Here is a 20,520-nt window from a genome sequence, read left to right on the forward strand (position 1 = left end):
CCCGGCGGATGTTACTCCGGCGTCTGCGCAGATACCGCGTCGGTGACCACGATCACGTGCACGTCTCCCGGCCCGTGGACGCCGGTGATGTGCTGCAGCCCGATGTCGGCGGTTCCGCTCGCTCCCGAGATGCAGCTCACCGCGTGCTCGAGCGGGCCCGCGCCGAGGACCGCGAAGAGATCGTCCAGCGCCGACAGCACGGCCGCCGCGCGCAGCACCGCGACGTGCACGGGCGGCACGAGCGAGAGCGCGCGCGGCTGCTCGGGCCGCGCGACCTCGACCAGCGTCGCGGTCTCCGCCACCGCGTATGTCGGCACCGTCACCCCCGCGTCGACCTGCGGTAGCGACCCGTGCACCACCTCAGGGGAGCGCGGAACTTCCACGAGGGTGATCCCCGCGGCTTGAATGGCCGGCGCGATCCCGAGGCGATCCAGCCATGGATCGGCCGAGACCACGACGCGCCGGGCCTGCGCGAATTGAAGCACGTCCACGACCGCGTGGGCGGTGTCGGCGGACGGCACCTCCCGCCACGTCGCGTGGGGACGGCGCCACCGGGCCGCCATCTCGGCCAGCACGGTGGCGCGGTCGCGAGTCGGGGACGGCGCGAGGAAACGAGGCAACCCCCCCGGGGCCCGGGCCCCGGTCGCCGCGCGCACGCGCGCCAGGAACGCACTACGCTCCATCGCCGTCTCGGCGATGCGCCGCCGAGCCCTCCCGGAACGAGTGCGAGGGCGGGGCCGGAAAATCGCGATGACGGGTCCAACCGCCGAGCGGCCCCGGCAGCGACCGAATCCGATCCCCGCGCACGAACCGACGCAGCATGGCCCGCAGCCCCCGCCCGGCCCACGCCCAGCGTCTCGCCGACGTCGCGGCCCAGGCGAACGCACGCATCCCGAACCGCTCGAACTCCGTGACGGCCTCGCCCGCCGCAGCCGCGCGCCGGCGCATGACCAGGAGCAACCGCGGGAGGTCGATCTTGACCGGACACACCTCCGCGCAGTACCCGCACAGCGAGCTCGCAAACGGCAGCGTGCCCGCCTGCGCGAGCCCTCGATACAGCGGGGTCAGCACGGCACCGATGGGCCCCGAGTAGATCGAGCCGTAGGCGTGCCCGCCCGCGCGCTCGTAGACTGGACAGACATTGAGGCAGGCGCCGCAGCGCAGACATTGCAGCGACTCGCGGACCTCCGTATCGGCCAGGATGCGGCTCCGACCGTTGTCGAGCACGATGACGTGCAGTTCCTCGGGGCCGTCGGCCTCGCCCTGCCGCCGCGGACCGGTGATGAGCGAGACGTACTCCGCCATCCGGCCGCCGGTGGCGCTGATCGGGAGCACGCGCAGCATAACCGCGAGCGCGGCGAGGTCCGGGACGAGTTTTTCCATCCCCATGAGCGCCACGTGCACGCGCGGCAGCGTCGTCACCATCCGCGCGTTGCCCTCGTTCTCGAACACGACCAGGGTGCCGGTGTCGGCGACGCCAAAGTTGACACCGGTCAGGCCCATCTCCGCACGCAGAAACCGCTCGCGCAGGTACGCGCGCGCGGCCCGCGTCAGTGCCTCCGGCTCGTCCGTGCGCGGCGCCCCGATCTTGTCGGCGAACAGCATGCCGACGTCGTGCGCGCTCTTGTGGATCGCGGGGGCGATAAAGTGGATCGGCGCCTCGCCCGCCAGTTGCACGATGAACTCGCCCAGGTCAGTTTCCGTGACCTCCAGCCCCGCGCGCTCGAGCGCGGGGTTCAGTTCGATCTCGTCCGTCGTCGACGACTTGCTCTTGACGATCCGCCGGACCCCGTGCTGGCGGGCGAGGTCGCCGATGATGCGGCGGGCGTCGGCGGCGTCGGCGGCCCAGTGGACCTGCCCTCCCGCGGCGCGCACGTGCCGGTCGAAGCGGTCCAGGTAGTGATCGAGGTGCGCCAGCGTGTGCGCCTTAATCGCGCGCGCCTGCTCGCGCCACGTCTCCCACTCGGGGAAACCCTCGAGCACCCGCGCACGGTTCCCGCGGAAGGTGTGCATCGATCGCGACAGGTTCGCCTGGAGCAGCGGATCGGCGAGCGCCCGGCGCGCGTTCTCGATGAACTCAATCGGCGCCCCCGGTTCGTGGTCGGCCGTCATCCGGACACCGCCTCGCCGGCGAGAATCTCCGCCAGATGCAGCGCGCGCACGCCGGCGCCGCCGCGCGACAACCCGCCGCCGACGTGCATCAGGCACGATGCATCGGTGCCCGTGACGACCGAAGCGCCGGTGCCGCGAATCGCGTCGATCTTAGAGCGGAGCATCGCGCCCGACACGGGGGCCATCTTCACCGCAAACGCCCCGCCGAAACCGCAGCACTCGTCGACGCCCGGAAGCGGCACGTATTCCAGACCCCGCACCGCCCGGAGCAGCCGCAGCGGCTGCTCGTATAGGCCGAGTTCGCGATACCCGTGACAAGAAGCGAGGTACGTGACCCGCCCGTGGAACGTCGCGCCGACGTCGTCGACACCGAGCCGCTTCGTGAGGAACTCCGACAACTCGTAGGTTCGGTCACCTACGGCCGCCGCCAGTGCCAGCGACGCCGGGTCTCCCTCGAAGAGCACCGGGTAGAAGTGCCGGACCATGCCGGCGCAGGACCCCGACGGGGTCACGATGGCGTCGACGTCCGCAAACGTCCGGAGGTGATGCGCCGCGACGCGGCGCGCCTCATCCCAGAAGCCGTCGTTGAACGGCAGTTGCCCGCAGCATGTCTGCCCGGCGGGCACGAGGACCCGTACGCCGAGCCGCTCGAGCACACGCGTCGTCGCACCGGCAACGCTGGGAAACAGGTGGTCAACCAGACAGGTGATGAAAAGCGACGCGCGTGTCATGGTGGGTGGCTGGGACTTTCTCTCCGGGCCGGCGGGGCCCCTGCCCCAGGAAAGGGCGAATAACCTATGCAGCGCGCCACAGAGTCACAGCCCGCGCCAGTGTCAGGAAGTCACAGGGAGCGCCGCGGGCATCCCAGAGGCGAACGAGGTTTCGCCCACGGCTCCGCGGGGTAAAAGGCCGGGCGGTAGGAAATTGGACGCGCTGCTTGGAAATCGTGAGAGGAGGTGGACACCATGCTGATCCCGCTAATGATCCTCGCGGGACTGTTTCTGTGGGCGACCGGACACTTGATCCTGAGGTAATCTGACACCCCCACGCTCCCATCGAACCGACACGCTAATACCCCGAGGGCTGCAGTTCACCCGCTTTGGCACGCCAGCGCATCTCCGCGATCTGCTGCTCCGTGACGTAGACAGGCGTACTGTCCGCGCCGTGCGCCGATCTTCCCGGGGGATGCCGGGATTCCGTTCTCGCCTACGACGACCCGGAGGTTCCGAAGGGTCGCGCGGTGCGGGCGCACCGGCACGCGGGGGTGGCTAGGGCCGGCGGCCGCGCGGGATGCGGGCGCCGAGCGCCTGGGCGATCCGCCGCGCCGCGTCCCGTTCCGCGATGCGCTCCCGTTTGTCGTACTCGTGGCGGCCGCGCGCCAGTCCAAGCTCCACCTTCGCCACCCCGTTCCGGAAGTAGAGTCGAAGCGGAACCAGCGTATAGCCCTTCTGCTCCGCGCGCTGGCCCAACCGGACGATCTCGTTGCGGTGCAGCAGCAGCTTGCGCGTCCGGAGCGGATCGTGGTTGTGGATGTTTCCCTGTGCGTAGGGGCTGATGTGCAGGTGATGCAGCCAGACCTCGCCGTTCTGCACGCGGGCGTACGCGTCTTGCAGGTTCGCACGGCCCGCGCGCAGTGACTTCACCTCGGTGCCGGTCAGCGCGATGCCGGCCTCGTGGGTCTCTTCGATCCAGTACTCATGGCGCGCGCGCCGATTCGTGACCACGACGCGGCTCTCGTCATCGACCTTTCCGCCCGCCGGCATGGGGTCACCCCGCCCGCACGAACGTCCCACGCGCGTCCGCCAGACGTGTACCGTCCGGCAGCGTGAGGTGTGCCTCCGCGGAGAACACCCGTCCGCGATCCCGGACGACGGTCGCCGTGACGACGAGCCGCTGACCGATCGGCGCCTCGCGCCGGTACCGCACCTCGAGCCGCGCCGTCAGCGCCTCTCGCCCTTGCAGGTGCACGAGGTTCGCCATCGCGTCGTCCAGCGCCGCTGCGACGATCCCGCCGTGAACCACGCCCTCGTATCCCTGGTATTCCGGCCCGGGCGTGAACTCCGCGCGGATCCCCTGTGCTTCCGCGGCAAACCGCAACCGCAGCCCGATCGGGTTGTGCTGGCCGCAGGCGAAACACCCCCCCGCGTCACGCACCGGTCTGTTCCTCGGCGCTTTCGAGCTCGGCATACAGGGTCTCGAGCGCAGCGCTGACCTCCTCATAACGCCGCACCGTCAATCGCGCGCGATCGGCGTCGCGGTAGAGCTCGGGGTCGCCCATGAGGCGGCTGAGATCGGCCTGCTCACGCTCGAGCCCACCGATCCTGGCCACGAGCTCGTCGGCGCTCGGACCGGCCACGCGCCGCGCGACGGCAGCCGGGCGCGATCGGGTCTCACGACGCTCCCCGCCAGCGCTCGCGGAGACCTCCGCCTTTGCGGCGGGTGCGGGGTCGCCATCCCCGCGTGCCCGCGACGGGGCCGCGGCGGTCGCAGGCGCCGACCCCCGGGCAGCCAGCGCCCCTCGATAGGCGTGGTATGGCCCCGCGGCCGCGGTCAACTCGCCGTTCCCAAGTACCAGCAGCCGTTCGGCGATGTGGTCGAGCAGGTACCGATCGTGCGACACGATCAGAACCGCGCCCGGAAACGCCCGCAGGGCGCCCTCCAACGCCTCAAGCGACGGGAGATCCAGGTGGGTCGTCGGCTCGTCCAGCAGCAAGAGGTCCGGACGGTCCAGCACGAGCTTGGCGAGGGCGACGCGGCGCCGCTCGCCGCCGCTCAACTGCCCCACGCGCTTGTACGCGGTCTCCCCCGAGAACAAGAACCGTCCCAGCAGCGTGCGCACCTGCTCCGGGGACATCCGCCGCTCGCCCAGCACCTCGTCGAGCACCGTCCGTTCGAGGTCCAGGGTCTCTTCGGCGTGCTGCGCGAAGTACCCGAACCGAACGCCGGGTCCCGGTTCAACCGTCCCGAACGTCGGTGGCTCGGCGCCCGTGACGATCCGAAGCAGTGTCGTCTTGCCCGTCCCGTTCGGGCCGATCAGGCCCACCTTCTCGCCGCGCCGGATCTCAAACGAGACGTGGCGGAGCACCTCGGCGTGCCCAAACCGCTTCGTGACGTTCCGGGCGCGGAGCACCACCTGCGGCCCGCGACGGGGCGTATCCAGGCGGAACGAGAGCGTGCGGGCGGTCTTCGGCGCTTCGACCGGTTGGATTCTGGCGAGACGCTTCTCGCGCGACTTCGCCTGCCGGGCGTTTTGGCCCGCGTGGTTCCGTCGAATGTACTCTTTGAGCGCCTCGATCTCTTCCTGCTGGCGTTCGAACGCCTCCTGCTGCCGCGCGTGCCGGGCAACGCGCTCGGTCGCGTAGTAGGAGTAGTTGCCCGGATACTCGTCGATCCGTCCGCCGTCCAGTTCCAGCGTGCGCGTCGTCGCGGCGTCCAGCAGATACCGGTCGTGGCTCACGAGCAGCACGGCGCCCCGGTACTCGACCAGAAACTCCTGCAGCCACTCGAGCGCCTCGAGATCCAGATGGTTCGTCGGCTCGTCGAGCAGCAGCAGGTCCGGCGCGGAAAGGAGGAGCCGCGCCAGTGCCGCGCGCGACTGCTGCCCGCCGCTCATCGACGCCAAGGATTGCGTGTATTGGCTCTCGCGAAAGCCAAGACCGGCGAGCGTCCGGCGGATCTCCGCCTCATAAGTAAACCCACCGGTCGTTTCGAAACGATCGCGCAGGCGACCGTACTCTTCGAGGGCTTCGGCCAGGAGCGCGTCGTCCCCGTGCACCTCGGGGGCCGCCAACCGGACCTCGGCCTCGTGCAGGCGCCGTTCGATCTGCCGGAGACCGTAAAAGGCCCCCGCGGCTTCTTCCCACAGGGTGTGGCCGTCGCTCGTGTCCGGCAGTTGCGCCAGGTAGCCGACCCCCGCCCCGGGCCGAACCGCGACTGCGCCGTCGTCAGGCGTGTCGAGCCTCGCCAGCAACCGCAGCACGGTCGTCTTGCCCGCGCCGTTCCGGCCGACGAGGCCGACCTTGTCGCCCGGCTCGATGGCAAAGGCGACGCCGGCGAGCACGGTCACGCCGCCGTACGTCTTTGTGAGATTGGACACGCTGAGCAGCGGCATCGTTGTCGAGTCCTTTTCCGCGCGCGACGCGGACCTGCCCGAGTGTACTGGGCCCGGCCCGCAGTGTCAAGCGCAGGCGATCGGGGTCAGGGGTTGTGCTCGCGCCCCCACTCGAGCGGACGTTCCTGCAGCAATTCCACGACGTGCGGCAGGATCGGCAGGATGACGTCCATCCACTCGCGCGCGGCTCGCGGGCTACCGGGTAGGTTGACGATCAGCGTGCGTCCCCGGATGCCCGCCACGGCCCGAGAGAGCATCGCGAGCGGTGAGCGCGCGGCGGTGGCGATGCGGGCCGCCTCTGGGATCCCTGGCACGTGCCGTTCGATCACCCGGAGCGTGGCCTCGGGCGTAACGTCGCGGGGCGCCACCCCGCTGCCGCCGGTGGTCAGAACCAGATCCACCTGCAGCGTATCGGCCATGTCGGCGAGGGTCCGGGCGATCGTCTCGAGGTCATCGGGCACCGCGACATGCGCCACGACGTCCGCGCCGTGTGCCGTGAGGATCTGCGCCAGATACTGGCCGCTCTCGTTCTTGCCCGTTCCGCGGCTCACCCGGTCGCTCGCGGTGAGAACGCCGCAGCGCACGCCGTGCAGCCGCTTCTCTTCGCTCATCCGCGCCTCCCCAGCGCCTCGCGCGCCGGAGCCCCGGCGGGCCTCCGCGACGTCTTCGCGGCACGACGTCCGAGACCCCCGCGCATCCGCATCGCTCGAGCGGGCGCCACCAACAGAGACTCGCCGGCGCGCGTGTACGTCCCCGACTTGCCTCCGGTCTTCCGGACCAACCGGATCCGACGGATCACCATGCCGCGCTCGATCGCCTTCAACATATCGTACACCGTGAGACCGGCGACCGCGACCGCAACGAGCGCCTCCATCTCCGCGCCCGTGCGCCCGACCGTCCGGACCCGAGCCTCAATCTGCACGCACGACCGCCGGATGTCCGGGGTGAGATCCACAGAGACACCGGTCAACGGAATCGCGTGGCACAGCGGCACGAGCTCCCAGGTGCGCTTGGCGGCCGCGATCGCCGCGACCTGTGCGACCGCGAGCGCGTCGCCTTTGCGTGCCGATCGGGAGGTAACCGCGCGCAGCGCGGCCCGCGTCATTCCGACCTCGCCGCGCGCCACCGCTTCGCGAACGGTCTCCGGCTTGTCGCCGACGTCCACCATGCGCGCCCGGCCGCGGGTGTCGAGATGCGTCAACCCGCGCACGCTCGAGCGGGGTCGTCGACGCGCGCCGGACCGGCGAGTCATGGAGGAAACAGGTGGACGTCGACCTCGGCGCCTTGGTCTACGGTCTCCTGCCCAGGCGGCACGACGACGACGCCGTCCGCGCGGGTCATCGTCGTGATGATGCCCGACTTTCCGAGCAGCGGCACCGCCCACAACGCCTCTCCCCGCGTCTCGAGGTACACGCGAACGTGATCTTCCCGGACGCCCGCCGACGGGACGCGGCGGTCCATCCGCGCCCGCACGACCTGCCCGAACGCGCGCGGCGCCTCGGCGCCGGCAAGACCCCGCAGCATGGCGCGGACAAACACGTCGAAGATGACCATGCCGCTCACGGGGTTCCCCGGCAACCCGACGATCGGCGTGCCGTCCACGACCGCGAGGATCGTCGGTTTGCCCGGCTTGATGCTGACGCCGTGCACGATGACGCCGGGCTGGCCGAGCTCTCCGATGGCGCGCGCCACCGCGTCCTTCTCCCCCACCGACGTGCCGCCGCTGACGAGCACCAAGTCGCAGGACGCCCGCGCATCCGCGAGGGCGTGGAGCAGCACCTCGTACGTATCCTCGACGATGCCGTACGGCCGTGGTTCGCCGCCCTCCTGGCGGATCAGCGACGCGATCGCGTACGTATTCGCGTCGCGCACCTGCGCCGGGCCGGGACGGCGCGACGGCGGCACCACCTCGTCGCCGGTCGCGAGCACCGCGACGCGGGGCCGCACGAACACCTCGACCGCGACGATGCCGATCGCCGCGAGCAGCCCGACGTCCTGCGGCCGGAGGCGCACGCCGCGGCGGAGTGCGACGTCGCCCGCGCGCACGTCCTCGGCGCGGCGGATGATGTTGTCCCCAGGCCGCACGGGCCGCCCGACCGCGACGATGCCGTCGCCGCGGAGATCGACGTCCTCCAGCATCACAACGGCGTCCGCGCCCGCCGGCAGCATGCCGCCGGTCGGAATACGGACCGTCCCCGCGGGCGCCACCGGGGTCTCCGCCGCCTCGCCCATCAGCACCTCGCCCGCCAGCGTGAGCGCCACGGGATCGCCCTCGCGGGCGCTGGCCACATCCTCGGATCGCACCGCGTACCCGTCCACCGTGGACCGATCGAACTCCGGCAGGTCCTCGGGCGCGACCGCGTCGCGCGCGAGGATGCGCCCAAACGCGGCCTCGAGCGCCACGCGCTCGGTCCCGCGAGGACGGGGAGTGTACTGGCGGGCGAAGCGGGCCTTGGCCTCTTCGGGTGTGAGCAGTGTCGACAAACCGGGCATCGCAAACATCAGTATAACACAGGCCCCAGGGCGCGATGGTTCGGGCTCCGGCGTCACCCGAGGCGCCGTCCGATCTCCTCGCACAGCACCGCCGTGAACGCCCGCGTCCCGAGCGCGCCACCCATGTCGTGCGTCCGTCGCGCGGGATCCCGCAGCACGGCGTCCACCGATCGCTCGATCGCCTGCGCTCCGTGCGCGAGCCCGTCGATGCCACGCGTTCGCGCGATCCAATCGAGCAGCATCGCCGCTGAGAGCACGAGGGCGATCGGGTTGGCCCGATCGTGTCCGGCGATGTCCGGCGCGGATCCGTGCTGCGCCTGCGCCACGCAGCGCGCGTCGCCCGCGTTGATCGCCGCGCCGAGCCCCAGGCTGCCGGACAGTTCCGAGGCTTCGTCGGAAAGGATGTCCCCGAACATGTTCGTGGTCACCACCACGTCGAACCGCCGAGCGTCGCGCACAAGCAGCGCCGCCATCGAGTCGATCAGCTGCTCCGCGTACGCCACGTCCGGATACGCCTCGGCGACCGCGCGCACCTCGCGCAGGAACAGCGACTCGGACACCCTGAGCACGTTGACCTTGTGCACCGCGGTCACCGTGCGGCGCCGACGCCGCGCGATCTCGAACGCCGCCTGCGCGATCCGCCGGGAGCCGCTCGCCGTGACCTTGCGTATCGCGAGCGCGACGTCCGCCGTGGGCATGAACTCCCCGCTCCCCCAGTACATGTTTCGATCGGCGTAGAATCCTTCCGTGTTTTCGCGCACAATCACCAGGTCCATCGGGGTGCGGCCGTAGTACGGCAGGCCCTCGCGCGAACGTGCGGGGCGGATGTTGGCATAGAGGTCGAAGGCGACCCGCAGTTCGGCGGACACGTTGACGCCGCCTTCCGCGCGCGGGGGATAGTCGGAGTGGGACACGGGGCCGAGCACGACACCATCGGCCTGCCGCGCGGCCTCCAGCACCGATGCGGGCAGCGTCGTGCCGTCGCGCCGGAGGCGAGCGAGACCGATCTCGTGGGTCTCGAGCGTCAGATCGAGGGACAGCCTGCGGTTCACGAGATCCAGCACCCCGACCGTGGCGTCCGAGATCTCCGGACCGATGCCGTCACCGGGCAACACGACGAGGCGCATCGCGCCCGCCCTCCTTCCAGCGCGGCTCTACGCCGGGGTCCGCACCGTGGTGCCCGCGGAGGCGGCCGAGCCCGCTACCGCACGGTATCTCCGCAGCGAAATGGGCAATTCCCTCCTTGGATGCGCGGGACGCCCACGATGGATGTCGGCGTTGCACCTCATTGCGGGCACGGATCGTAACGAAAACGCCGCGAGCGGGGACGGGAACGGTCGGCGCCGAACGAGGAGTGATGCGCCGTGCCCCCGAACAGGAGCGGCGACCGGAGCGCGCGGGTCGGCCGGTGCGCCCGGACGAGTTTCGGGAGGGGCAACACGCCGATGGTCAAGGAACTCGTCAAGAACCAGTCCCTACTCCAGTGGGTCGACGAGATCGCCGCGCTGTGCAAGCCGGACAAGATCCACTGGTGCGACGGCTCCCAGGAAGAGTACGACCGCCTGACCGACCTCCTGGTCCGGCAGGGGACGCTGCAGCGCCTCAACCCGGCGAAGCGCCCGAACTCGTTCGCCGCGTTCTCGGATCCCGGCGACACCGCGCGGGTCGAGAACCGCACGTTCATCTGCACGACCCGAAAACAAGACGCCGGGCCCACCAACAACTGGATCGAGCCGCAGCAGATGAAGCGCACTCTCCGGGCGCTGATGGACGGGTGCATGCGCGGTCGCACCATGTACGTCGTGCCGTTCAGCATGGGGCCCCTCGGGTCCCCGCTTGCACAGATCGGGGTGCAGCTCACCGATTCCGCGTACGCCGTCGCCAACATGCGCATTATGACGCGCATGGGCCAGCCCGTCCTGGACGTGCTCGCCGACGGCGCGTTCGTCAAATGCCTGCACAGCGTCGGCGCCCCGCTGCGGCCCGGCCAGCCGGACGTGCGGTGGCCGTGCAACGAGACGAAGTACATCGTGCACTACCCCGAAGAGCGCGCGATCGTCTCCTACGGCAGCGGGTACGGCGGCAACGCGCTCCTCGGCAAGAAGTGCCTCGCGCTGCGCATCGCGTCGTGGATGGCGCGCGACCACGGCTGGCTCGCCGAGCACATGGTGTTGATGGGCGTCACCTCACCCGAGGGCGAGAAGACGTACGTCGCCGCCGCATTCCCGAGCGCGTGCGGGAAGACGAACTTCGCGATGCTGGTGCCGCCGGAGCACTTCCGCCGCCAGGGCTGGAAGGCGACGACGCTCGGCGACGACATCGCGTGGATCCGACCGGGGCCCGACGGTCAGTTGTACGCGATCAACCCCGAGACGGGGTTCTTCGGGGTCGCGCCGGGCACGAACGAGACGACGAACCCCAACATCATGGCCACGATCAGCAAGAACACGATCTTCACGAACACCGCGCTGACCGCGGACGGTGACGTGTGGTGGGAAGGCCTGACCAACGAGCCGCCCGCCGGGCTGATCGACTGGCAGGGCAACCCCTACGACCCGGACAGCGGGAAGCCGGCGGCGCACCCGAACGCCCGCTTCACTGCGCCCGCGAGCCAGTGCCCGTCGATCGATCCTGAGTTTGAGAACCCGAACGGCGTCCCGCTGACCGCGTTGATCTTCGGCGGCCGTCGTACCACGACGGTGCCGCTCGTCTATCAGGCGGTCAACTGGAACTACGGGATCTACCTCGCCGCGACGATGGGGTCGGAGACGACCGCGGCGGCGGAGGGATCGGTGGGCCGCGTCCGCCGCGACCCGTTTGCGATGCTGCCGTTCTGCGGGTATCACATGGGGGACTTCTTCAACCACTGGCTCCAGTTCGGCCGCGAACTGCCGAACCCGCCGCGGATTTTCGGCGTCAACTGGTTCCGCAAGGACAAGGACGGCCGGTTCCTGTGGCCAGGGTTCGGTGAGAACATGCGCGTCCTGAAGTGGATCGTGGACCGGTCTCGCGGCCGCGGGTACTCGGTGGAGAGCCCGATCGGCTGGATGCCGCGGTACGACGACCTCGACTGGGGCGGGCTCGAGGGCGTCACCCGGGAACAGTTCGAGCAGCTCATGGCGGTGGACCGCGAGGCGTGGACGCAGGAACTGTTGTCCCATGAGGAGCTGTTCGCGCAGCTGTACGACAAGCTGCCGAAGGAACTGATCTTCATCAGGGAGCTGACCCTGTCGAGCCTGTGGCGATCGCCGGAACACTGGCGCCTCGCGCCGGAGCGAGCATAGCGCCAGCCATCTCGGCCTCTCCGCACGCATCGCGGCCGCTCCCGCCGGGGGGGCGGCCGCGACGTGTGTGGGCGGGAACGTCGGCGACGTCAAGCGCCACCCAACGAGCGCCCGCGCCTCGATCGGACCCAGCGTGCGTTGCATGGTGACCGCCGCCCGTGTGCTGGGGCAGGCTCCCGCATGCGCGACGGCGCGCGGGCGTGTCAATCCCCCCACACCTCGACCCGACCGAAGCGGCCGGTCGAGACGGTGTGGCGGGTCGCCGCCTCTGCCCACGTCCGACACCGGGAGCGCCGGGCAGGATTGACACATGCACCCGCGGCTGCTACATGTGTCTTGTACCGTCGAGAGCGCATCGGGAGAAGTGTATGCCCCTCATCACCGGCGTGATGGAAGACTACCTCAAGGCGGTGTACAAGCTGCAGCAGGGACGCGGCGCCGTCGCGACGTCAGACCTCGCGAAGGAACTCCGCGTGGCGCCGGCGACGGTGACCGCGATGGTGCAGCGGTTGGCGCGCTTGAAGCTCGTCTCGTATCACCGGTATCGTGGGCTCACCCTGACCACGGCGGGTCAACGCATCGCGCTGGAAACGATTCGGCATCATCGGTTGATCGAGCTGTACCTCGCGCAACACTTAGGGGTCAACCTCGACAAGGTGCACGACGAAGCGGAGAAGATGGAGCACGTGCTTTCCGACGATGTAGAGCTCCGCATGGCGGCCGCGTTGGGAGACCCCACGACGGACCCGCACGGCGATCCGATTCCGTCGGCGGAGGGGACGATCCGCGACGTGCGGTATCCCGACCTGACCACGTTTGCTCCGGGCGCAACCGGCGTGGTGGCGCGCGTGAGCGACCGCGATCCCGCATCGCTGCGCCGCCTGGCCGAACTGGGCGTGCTCCCCGGGGTCAGACTCACAGTCTTGGCACAACGGAGCAGCGGATGCCGCGTAGAAATCGAGGGGCGCCACGTTACCCTGCCGCGAGCGCTCTGCGGCGACGTGTACATCCAGTAGCACAGAAGCGCCGCCGCACGCCTGGATTCGAGTGCCCTCGTCTTTGCCCGCTTCGCGCGGCCCGCGTGCTATCGGTGGCCGCCACCCACGACCGCACGATCTGGCAGGTGCCTCGGGGAGCCTCTCGCGCTGCCGCGCTCAATCGCAGAGATTCGGGGTTGACAAACTCCTTTCGTATGCTCTAAATTAATTTCATACGATCGTGGCCCGACATTACGGTTGTGCTCGAATCGTGCGCTGTCATCAGCCTCGCTGCTTCGCCGGAAGCGGGGCGGTCGTGGTCCACGCAGGGAATGCATCGCTGCGGGTCCCGGCAACAGCACTGTCTAGCCTGGCGCGACGTAACGCTGGAGGGGAAGCCGTGGCACGAGAGTATTCCGAGGTGAACATCAGCGCGCTGCCGCACCCAAAAGTCCAACTCGCGGCTCGCGACGCGATCGAGGGGAAAACCCGCGGGCTGCGCGCGATCCTGCCTTTTGTCGGGCCCGCCTTCATTGCGTGCATCGCCTATATCGACCCGGGGAACTTTGCCACGAACATCCAGGGCGGAGCGCAGTTTGGGTACGCCCTCCTCTGGGTTGTGTTGATGGCGAACCTGATGGCGATGCTGATTCAAAGCCTCGCGGCCAAGCTGGGGATCGCGACGGGTCTGAACCTCGCCGAGATGTGCCGCGCCCGCTTCGCACCGTGGGTGAGCTACGTCCTCTGGATCACCCAGGAGATCACGGCGATGGCAACCGACCTCGCCGAGGTCCTCGGGGCCGCAATCGGGATCACCCTGCTCACGGGGATTCCCATGTTCACCTCCGCGCTGATCACCGGGATCGGCGTGTTCGTGATCCTGGCGCTCCAGGGCAACGGGTTTCGCCAGCTCGAGGCGTTCATCGGCGGCTGCGCGGGCGCGATCGCGCTGTGCTATGTGGCGGAGACGTTCCTCGCCAAGCCGGACTGGGGGCAGGTCGCCCTGCACAGCGTGGTTCCCAGCTTGCCGGGGAACAACGCGGTCCTGCTGGCGGTAGGCATCATCGGCGCGACGGTCATGCCGCACGTGATCTACTTACACTCGGGTCTGACCCAGGGCCGCATCGTCCCGACGACCGAAGACGAAGCACGACGAATCTTCAATTTCAACAAGATCGACGTCATCGTGGCGATGACGCTGGCGGGTTTGGTGAACATGGCGATGCTGTTCATGGCGGCCAAGGTGTTCCACTTTACCGGCCACGCCGACGTTGCCGATATCAATTCAGCGTACAAGACGTTGACGCCGCTTCTGGGTGGCGCGTCGGCACTGCTCTTCGGCATCTCCCTCATTGCCTCCGGGATCTCGAGCTCGCACGTCGGGACAATGGCGGGCCAGGTGGTCATGCAGGGGTTCGTCAACTTTCGAATCCCGATCTGGCTCCGGCGGCTCGCGACGCTGATCCCAGCACTCGCGGCGATCTATCTGGGCCTGAACCCGACCATGACCCTTGTGGTCAGTCAAGTCGTCCTCAGCTTCACCCTCCCCATCCCGGTGATCACCCTGATCGTCTTCACGCGCAATCGTGCCCTCATGGGGAAGCTCGTGAACCACCCGGCCGTGACGGCGCTGGCCATCGGCTGCGCCGCGATCATCCTGCTGCTGAACGTGGTCCTGCTCTACCAGACCTTCGGGGGGCAGCTCCCGACGTTTGGGTGATCGGTGGCGCCGAGCCGCGAGCCGAGGATGATGTCTGCGCCGCACCACCTGGGACCAACGCAGGAACCGAGGCCGCGTGCGGCCGCCGTGACCGTGCCAGTCACGGTGCAGCGGCTGGTGGTGTCGCTCGATGGGTCGCGTCTCGCCGAAGCCGTGCTCCCGATCGCCGCGCGGCTCGCCGAGGCGTTCGGTGCGACGATTGCGTTGCTCCACGTGATCGAGCAGGATGCGCCGTTCCGCGTTCACGGGGAGCCCCATTTGGCCACCCGGTTGGACGCGGAAACGTACCTGGCCGAGCTCGCACGCCAGCTCGCGGCGACCGGCTGCCTCGTCGAGTACCACGTCCATGAAGTGCCGGTCGGGAACGTCGCGCAGAGCATCGCCGCCCACGCCGAGGAGCAGCGGAGCGATCTCGTGCTCCTGAGCACGCACGGAGCCGGGGGCATCCGGGATGTGCTCTGGGGGTCCATCGCCCAGCAGGTGCTGCAGCTGAGTCAGCGCTCGACGCTGCTCGTGCGGGCGCGCGCCAATACACAGGCCGCCCCGGTGTTCACCCCGCGGACCATCATGGTGTCGCTCGACGGGACCGCCGCCGCGGAGGCCGCGCTCCCGCTCGCCCGCACCCTGGCGCGCGCGCTGGACGTGCACCTCCGCCTCGTGATGGTTGTCCCGACACTGGAAACCGTCGAGGGCAGGCAGTTCCCGCAGGCCACGTTTCTGCCGAGTGCGACCCGCGTGCTCCTGGATGCTCAGGGGGAGCAAGCCATGGCCTACTTGGAACACCTGGCGGCGTCCATGCGATCAACGGGAGTGCCCACCTTCGCTGAAGTGCGTCGCGGGGGCCCCGTGGCGGAACTGGCATCCGACGCCGCCGAGCACGCGGACGGTCTCGTTGTGGTCGCCACCCACGGCCGGGCGGGACTGCAGGCGATCTGGTCTCCGAGCGTGGCGGCGCGACTCTTGAAGCGCACGCAGGCGCCCGTCCTCCTCGTGCCGATCGTCGAGCCGGACTATCGCTCAGCGATCCTCTCCTAAGACGCGGTCCCGGCCTTCCGTCGCCGGCAGACTCGACACCGCTGACCGCCCGTCGCGGTGCGAGGCGGCGGGCACCGGCGTCCCCACGAGCGGCCCTCGGGTCAGATCACGTTGAGCTCGACGAGACGCCGCCGTTCGAGGATGCGCGCGAACGACAGCGGCGTCAGATCCAGACTCCGGTACGCGCCGTCGACGATCAGTTCGGCGAGACCGCGTCCGACCGCCGGCGATTGCTGCAGGCCGTGGCCGCTGAAGCCGTTCGCGAAGAAGACGTTCGACAGCGACGGGTGGGATCCGACGACGCCGTTATGGTCGAACGTGTTCATCTCGTAATAGCCGGCCCAGCTCTTGAGGAGCTTGACGGCCTCGAACGGCCGTACCCGCGAGGCCAGGATCGGCCAGATCACATCGTAGAAGAGACGATCGTCGACCTCGAGTGGCGCGTCGTCGGGGTCGGCGCTGCCCTCCGCCGGGGACATGCCGCAGAGAAAGTTCGGGCCGTCGGCGCGAAACCACACACCGGACGGGTCGATGACGAGCGGGCACCCGGACGCGGCTTCGCGGGACGCGATCATGAACACGCACCGCCGGCGCGCGCGGACCGGCAGATCGACGTCGAGCATGGCGGCCACCGACGCCGCCCACGGGCCGGCGGCGTTCACGACGACGTCGGATGGCACGGTCGAACCGTCTGCAAGCACCGCAGCCCGCACGCGCGACCTCTCGCGTACAAATCCGGTGACTTCCTGCGTCACATAGCGCACGCCGAGCGACCGGGCCTTGCGACGGAAGGCCTGCAGCAGCGCGTACCCGTCGAACCAACCCTCGCCCGACAATCCCAGCGAGCCCGCCGCGACGCCCTCGGTCTTGAGCCAGGGGAACCGCGCCGCGAGCGCCGCCGGATCGAGCAGCGCGACGTCGACCTCGTGTTCCCGCTGAAGGCGGTGGTTGCGTTCGAGCACGGGCACCCCCGCCGGCGTCGCGAGGAACAGATACCCGGGCTCGTTCAATCCGATGTCCGGCCGGTCGTCTTCGGTTCCCAGGCGCGCGCCGACGTCGCGAAGGAACTCGATGCCGAAGCGCGAGATCTCGATGTTGACGGCCGTCGAGAACTGCTGCCGGATCGCGCTGGCCGAGAGCGCGGACGACGCCCTGCGATAGGTCTGGTCCCGCTCGAGCACAACCACCTCGCCGGAGAAGCGCGGGTGGTTCGCGAGGAAGTAGGCGATCGAACTGCCGACCACCCCGCCCCCAACGACGACGACCCGGTCTGCCATCGCTCCCATCCCTCCGTCGGGCCTGGGGCATCGTGCACCCCGAAGGCGTCGCGCGCCTCCGCGCGGGACCCGTCCGCTAGAACTCCATCACGCCATCGAGCCCGCGCCTCAGCCCGACGATCGTGCCGACCCGGCGGATGGCCAGCAACGCGCCCTCCACGTAGGCGTCCGGGCTGCTCCCGGCATCATAGCGGAAGGCGACACGCTGATCCAGCACTCCGAAGAGGACTTCGGCCGAGATCACGTACCCGGGCAGCCGAATCGAGTGGACCTGAACGCCGTTCAGTGTCGCGCCTCGGCTCTCCGGCGGGCCCTGCGTCTCGGCGATGGGGACGGACAGCTCCGGGCGTCCGACGCGGGAGAGCCGGTACGCCAGTTCTCGCGCGGTGCCGCTCGGCGCGTCCGGCTTTCCGGCGCTGGCATAGTCGATCACCTCCCACTGCGGGAGGTACTTGGCGGCCAGTTCCGCGCACTTCTGCAACACGACGACCGCAAGCGAGAAATTGCCCACCGCCAGCACGCCCCTGCGGTGCTGTCGCGCAAGCGCATCGATCTCGCCGAGGTCCTCGTCCGACAGCCCCGACGTGCCGATCACCACGTGGGCCCCTCGCCGGATCGCGGCGACGACGTTCGCCTTGGCGACGTCGGGGTGGGTATACTCGACGAAGACGTCGCACGCGGCGGCCAGCGCCTCGTCGGCCGAGCGGCTGAGCGGCGCCGTGAGGCGCGGGATGCCCAACACGTCGCCGACGCGGCGGCCGGCGTGCCGCCGCGACACCGCGGCCACCAACTCGAGATCGTCCGCGTCCGCGATCGCCCGCGTCAGCGTCGCGCCGGCCCAGCCGGTCGCCCCCGCCACGCATACCCGCAGCGCCATGCGTGCCTCCTCGGCCCGCCGGTCGTCGACGGCGGCAGCCGGGTTCCGTTACCCGATGATCCGCATCTCCCGGCCGACCTTCGCGCACACCTCGAGCGCGTGGGTAAGATCGCCGCGCGTGTGCCCGGCGCTGACGATCGTGCGCACGCGGGCTTTGCCGCGCGGCACCGTCGGGTACGCGATCCCCAGCGCGAACACGCCCTCCTCGAACAGCCGGTCCGAGAAGCGCATCGCCTCGACCTCTCCGCCGATCATGATCGGCGTGATCGGCGTCTCGCTCATGCCGGTGTCGAACCCCAACTGGGACAGCCCCGCTTTGAAGAACCGCGTATTCTCCCACAGGCGCGCGATGACGCCGTCGTCGCGCTCGATCAGGTCGAGGGCGGCGATCGCGGTCGCCGCCACGGACGGCGGGTGCGACGTGCTGAACAGAAGCGGCCGGGCGCGCTGCATCAGAAACTCGATGAGCGGTCGCCGGCCAGCGACGTAGCCGCCGAGGCAGGCCCACGCTTTGCTGAGCGTGCCGACCTGGATGTCGACCTGACCGTGCAGGCCGAAATGCTCAACGGTCCCCCGGCCGCTCGCACCCATCACGCCGCTGGCGTGCGCGTCGTCCACCATCATGATCGCCCCGAACTCCCGGGCGAGCCCGCACAGGGCCGGCAGCGGCGCCACGTCGCCGTCCATGCTGAACACGCCGTCGGTGATCAGCAGCACGCGCCGGGCGCCTCGCGCCTCCTCCAAGCACCGGCGGGCCGCGCCGATGTCCTTGTGCGGAAAAATCTTGCGGTCGGCCCCGCTGAGCCGGCAGCCGTCGATGATGCTGGCGTGGTTCAGCTCGTCGCTAAGGACGACGTCGCCCTTGCCGAGGATCGCGGACACGGTGCCGGCGTTGGCGGTGAACCCCGACTGGTACAGGAGCGCCGCCTCGGTCCGCTTGAACGCGGCCAGCCGGCGCTCCAACTCACCGTGGATCGCCATGTTGCCGGCGATCGTCCGCACCGCGCCGGAGCCGACTCCGTCGGCGTCGATCGCGGCATGGGCGGCCGCCTTCAACGCCGGGTGATTCGCCAGGCCAAGGTAGTTGTTGGAACAGAGGTTGACGACGCGGCGGCCGTCGTACTCGCTCACCGGCGCCTGCTCGCCCCGGAGCTCCCGCGGCCAGCGGTACAGCCCACGGGCCCGCAGATCGTGCAACTCGTCATCGAGGAACGCGAGCGGATCGCTCATTCGCATCACCCCTCCGGCGCGCGCCGGCCGGTGGCCGCGGCCCCTAGGCCGTTTCGTCCACGGTGAGAATGACCTTCCCGCACTCGCCCGATCGCATCAGGTCGAACGCCTCGCGATGACGCGCCAGGGGAAACCGGTGGGTGATCACCGGACGGATGTCGAGCCCGGACGCCAGCAGCGCGCTCGCCTGCTGCCAGGTTTGCCACAGCCGCCGCCCAAAGATCCCCTGCAGGCGCAGTCCTTTGAAGACGATCTCGTTCGCCACGTCCACCTCGAACGGGCGGTGCGGGAGGCCGAGCAACGCCGCAAACCCGCCGTTTCGCAGCGAGGCGAACCCCGCATGCACCCCTTCGGGACTCCCGGAGAACTCGAGCAGGACGTCGGCGCCTTCGCCCCGCGTGATCTCGCGCACCGCGGCCGCGACGTCCGTCGTGCGCCCGTCCACGACCCGATCGGGACCGAGCGTCTGCGCGAGGGCCAACCGGTACGGGCTCACGTCTGCGGCCACGACCGGCGAGGCGCCGGCGCGATGTGCGATCAGGATCGCGCACAGCCCGATCGGACCGCACCCCATGACCACCACCGATCGGCTGGTCAGATCCGTCGCCAGCGCGGTGTGGACCGCGTTGCCGAAGGGATCCATGATCGCGGACACGTCGCGCGGAACGCCCGGGTCCTGCTTCCACGCGTTGCGGGCGGGCAGTACGACGTAGTCCGCGAAGGCGCCGTCGCGATCCACCCCGATGATCTGGATCGATTCGCAGATGTGCGCCTCGCCGCCCCGACAGAGGTGACACCGGCCGCAGTTGAGGTGGCACTCGCCGGAGACAAAATCGCCCACGGCGACGTCATGCACCTCGGCCCCCACCTCCACGACCGTGCCGCAGAACTCGTGCCCGATCACGCGCGGCGGGTGCACCCGCGACGCCGCCCACGCGTCCCACTCGTCGATGTGGAGATCGGTCCCGCAGATGCCGCCGGCGTACACCTTGATCAGGACGTCTCCGGGACCGGCCCGGGGAATCGGCACGGACCGGATCTCGAAGCCCGGCCCTCGCTCGGTCTTCACCAGCGCTCGCATCGCGCCCGTCGTCATCGGCCACCCCGCCTCAGGACGGCGCCCCGGCAACGGTGAGGATCTGCCGATAGTTGTCGAGATCGGCGTGCGCGTGCTCGTCGGACGCCGTCATCGCGTACAGGGTCAACGCGGCCGTGCGGGCGACCGCCTCTCGGAGGTCCCGGACCTCGGGATCGGACGCCAGGATCGCGTTCAGATCGTAACAGCGGGTCGCCCGGTGCAGCAGGCGCAGGAACTCGAACTCCTGCGTGAGCGTCTCGGGCACGGCAGGGTGGCGGCGGAACTCGTGGAAGAGTGACTGCGGGCCCCCACCCTGCCGCGCTGCC

19 protein-coding genes are annotated in these 20,520 nt (G+C 69.8%); 4 read left to right on the plus strand and 15 right to left on the minus strand.

From position 1 onward, the window contains the following. Window positions 1–11 precede the first annotated feature (11 nt). From VKZ50_02220 to VKZ50_02265, 10 genes are all read right to left on the minus strand, one after another. Window positions 12–683, minus strand: a complete 672-nt coding sequence (locus VKZ50_02220) for an LUD domain-containing protein (protein HLJ58525.1) — start codon at window positions 681–683, stop codon at window positions 12–14. Then, the gene (locus VKZ50_02225) at window positions 673–2,112 is read right to left on the minus strand and encodes a LutB/LldF family L-lactate oxidation iron-sulfur protein (protein HLJ58526.1); all 1,440 of its coding nucleotides are present in this window, start codon (window positions 2,110–2,112) and stop codon (window positions 673–675) included. The genes VKZ50_02220 and VKZ50_02225 overlap by 11 nt, the downstream gene beginning before the upstream one ends. Further along, complete coding sequence (locus tag VKZ50_02230; protein HLJ58527.1) at window positions 2,109–2,843, minus strand: (Fe-S)-binding protein; 735 nt, start codon at window positions 2,841–2,843, stop codon at window positions 2,109–2,111. Before VKZ50_02230 ends, VKZ50_02225 begins: the two co-directional genes overlap by 4 nt. 537 nt (window positions 2,844–3,380) lie before the next feature. Beyond that, on the minus strand, window positions 3,381–3,875 hold the full coding sequence (gene smpB, locus VKZ50_02235; protein HLJ58528.1) for an SsrA-binding protein SmpB: 495 nt from the start codon (window positions 3,873–3,875) through the stop codon (window positions 3,381–3,383). A gap of 4 nt (window positions 3,876–3,879) precedes the next feature. Then, on the minus strand, window positions 3,880–4,266 hold the full coding sequence (locus VKZ50_02240; GenBank protein HLJ58529.1) for a PaaI family thioesterase: 387 nt from the start codon (window positions 4,264–4,266) through the stop codon (window positions 3,880–3,882). Next, window positions 4,259–6,223, minus strand: coding sequence for an ABC-F family ATP-binding cassette domain-containing protein (locus VKZ50_02245; GenBank protein ID HLJ58530.1), 1,965 nt, complete (start codon window positions 6,221–6,223; stop codon window positions 4,259–4,261). Before VKZ50_02245 ends, VKZ50_02240 begins: the two co-directional genes overlap by 8 nt. Before the next feature lie 86 nt (window positions 6,224–6,309). Further along, on the minus strand, window positions 6,310–6,834 hold the full coding sequence (locus VKZ50_02250) for a MogA/MoaB family molybdenum cofactor biosynthesis protein (protein HLJ58531.1): 525 nt from the start codon (window positions 6,832–6,834) through the stop codon (window positions 6,310–6,312). Next, entirely contained in the window at window positions 6,831–7,433 is a 603-nt protein-coding gene (gene moaC / locus VKZ50_02255) for a cyclic pyranopterin monophosphate synthase MoaC (GenBank protein HLJ58532.1), read from the minus strand. Before moaC ends, VKZ50_02250 begins: the two co-directional genes overlap by 4 nt. 38 nt (window positions 7,434–7,471) lie before the next feature. Further along, on the minus strand, window positions 7,472–8,716 hold the full coding sequence (glp, locus tag VKZ50_02260; GenBank protein HLJ58533.1) for a gephyrin-like molybdotransferase Glp: 1,245 nt from the start codon (window positions 8,714–8,716) through the stop codon (window positions 7,472–7,474). Between the two features lie 53 nt (window positions 8,717–8,769). Then, on the minus strand, window positions 8,770–9,843 hold the full coding sequence (locus tag VKZ50_02265) for an isocitrate/isopropylmalate family dehydrogenase (protein HLJ58534.1): 1,074 nt from the start codon (window positions 9,841–9,843) through the stop codon (window positions 8,770–8,772). 318 nt (window positions 9,844–10,161) lie between these two features. Here VKZ50_02265 and VKZ50_02270 point away from each other — a divergent pair, with 318 nt between their 5' ends. The 4 genes from VKZ50_02270 to VKZ50_02285 all read left to right on the plus strand — a co-directional run bounded on the left by VKZ50_02270 (window position 10,162) and on the right by VKZ50_02285 (window position 15,732). Beyond that, window positions 10,162–12,000: a phosphoenolpyruvate carboxykinase (GTP) gene (locus tag VKZ50_02270; GenBank protein ID HLJ58535.1), complete on the plus strand. Its 1,839-nt coding sequence runs from the start codon at window positions 10,162–10,164 to the stop codon at window positions 11,998–12,000. A 368-nt stretch (window positions 12,001–12,368) separates the two neighbouring features. Further along, window positions 12,369–13,016: a metal-dependent transcriptional regulator gene (locus tag VKZ50_02275; GenBank protein ID HLJ58536.1), complete on the plus strand. Its 648-nt coding sequence runs from the start codon at window positions 12,369–12,371 to the stop codon at window positions 13,014–13,016. A gap of 361 nt (window positions 13,017–13,377) precedes the next feature. Continuing rightward, window positions 13,378–14,697, plus strand: coding sequence for an Nramp family divalent metal transporter (locus VKZ50_02280; protein HLJ58537.1), 1,320 nt, complete (start codon window positions 13,378–13,380; stop codon window positions 14,695–14,697). A gap of 87 nt (window positions 14,698–14,784) precedes the next feature. Then, entirely contained in the window at window positions 14,785–15,732 is a 948-nt protein-coding gene (locus tag VKZ50_02285) for a universal stress protein (protein ID HLJ58538.1), read from the plus strand. Window positions 15,733–15,833: 101 nt separating this feature from the next. On the opposite strand, the gene VKZ50_02290 is transcribed toward VKZ50_02285, so the two are convergent. The 5 genes from VKZ50_02290 to VKZ50_02310 form a co-directional block, all read right to left on the minus strand. Next, window positions 15,834–17,009 (minus strand): FAD-binding oxidoreductase, encoded by a 1,176-nt coding sequence (locus VKZ50_02290; protein HLJ58539.1) that lies wholly within the window; start codon window positions 17,007–17,009, stop codon window positions 15,834–15,836. A 76-nt stretch (window positions 17,010–17,085) separates the two neighbouring features. Continuing rightward, the gene (gene dapB, locus VKZ50_02295) at window positions 17,086–17,886 is read right to left on the minus strand and encodes a 4-hydroxy-tetrahydrodipicolinate reductase (protein ID HLJ58540.1); all 801 of its coding nucleotides are present in this window, start codon (window positions 17,884–17,886) and stop codon (window positions 17,086–17,088) included. 48 nt (window positions 17,887–17,934) lie between these two features. Then, window positions 17,935–19,116: a glycine C-acetyltransferase gene (locus VKZ50_02300; GenBank protein HLJ58541.1), complete on the minus strand. Its 1,182-nt coding sequence runs from the start codon at window positions 19,114–19,116 to the stop codon at window positions 17,935–17,937. Between the two features lie 43 nt (window positions 19,117–19,159). Continuing rightward, window positions 19,160–20,212, minus strand: coding sequence for an L-threonine 3-dehydrogenase (tdh, locus tag VKZ50_02305; GenBank protein HLJ58542.1), 1,053 nt, complete (start codon window positions 20,210–20,212; stop codon window positions 19,160–19,162). Between the two features lie 13 nt (window positions 20,213–20,225). Beyond that, window positions 20,226–20,520: hypothetical protein (locus VKZ50_02310; protein ID HLJ58543.1), on the minus strand; the 295-nt coding region annotated here is incomplete at its 5' end.

The sequence above is a fragment of the bacterium genome (genome assembly GCA_035295165.1).
Classification (GTDB): domain Bacteria; phylum Sysuimicrobiota; class Sysuimicrobiia; order Sysuimicrobiales; family Segetimicrobiaceae; genus JAJPIA01.

Coding starts and splice junctions, on each gene's coding strand:
- VKZ50_02220 (HLJ58525.1), bottom strand. CDS start 683: ATGGAGCGTAGTGCGTTCCTGGCGCGCGTGCGCGCGGCGACCGGGGCC.
- VKZ50_02225 (HLJ58526.1), bottom strand. CDS start 2,112: ATGACGGCCGACCACGAACCGGGGGCGCCGATTGAGTTCATCGAGAAC.
- VKZ50_02230 (HLJ58527.1), bottom strand. CDS start 2,843: ATGACACGCGCGTCGCTTTTCATCACCTGTCTGGTTGACCACCTGTTT.
- smpB (HLJ58528.1), bottom strand. CDS start 3,875: ATGCCGGCGGGCGGAAAGGTCGATGACGAGAGCCGCGTCGTGGTCACG.
- VKZ50_02245 (HLJ58530.1), bottom strand. CDS start 6,223: ATGCCGCTGCTCAGCGTGTCCAATCTCACAAAGACGTACGGCGGCGTG.
- VKZ50_02250 (HLJ58531.1), bottom strand. CDS start 6,834: ATGAGCGAAGAGAAGCGGCTGCACGGCGTGCGCTGCGGCGTTCTCACC.
- glp (HLJ58533.1), bottom strand. CDS start 8,716: ATGCCCGGTTTGTCGACACTGCTCACACCCGAAGAGGCCAAGGCCCGC.
- VKZ50_02265 (HLJ58534.1), bottom strand. CDS start 9,843: ATGCGCCTCGTCGTGTTGCCCGGTGACGGCATCGGTCCGGAGATCTCG.
- VKZ50_02270 (HLJ58535.1), top strand. CDS start 10,162: ATGGTCAAGGAACTCGTCAAGAACCAGTCCCTACTCCAGTGGGTCGAC.
- VKZ50_02275 (HLJ58536.1), top strand. CDS start 12,369: ATGCCCCTCATCACCGGCGTGATGGAAGACTACCTCAAGGCGGTGTAC.
- VKZ50_02290 (HLJ58539.1), bottom strand. CDS start 17,009: ATGGCAGACCGGGTCGTCGTCGTTGGGGGCGGGGTGGTCGGCAGTTCG.
- dapB (HLJ58540.1), bottom strand. CDS start 17,886: ATGGCGCTGCGGGTATGCGTGGCGGGGGCGACCGGCTGGGCCGGCGCG.
- VKZ50_02300 (HLJ58541.1), bottom strand. CDS start 19,116: ATGAGCGATCCGCTCGCGTTCCTCGATGACGAGTTGCACGATCTGCGG.
- tdh (HLJ58542.1), bottom strand. CDS start 20,212: ATGACGACGGGCGCGATGCGAGCGCTGGTGAAGACCGAGCGAGGGCCG.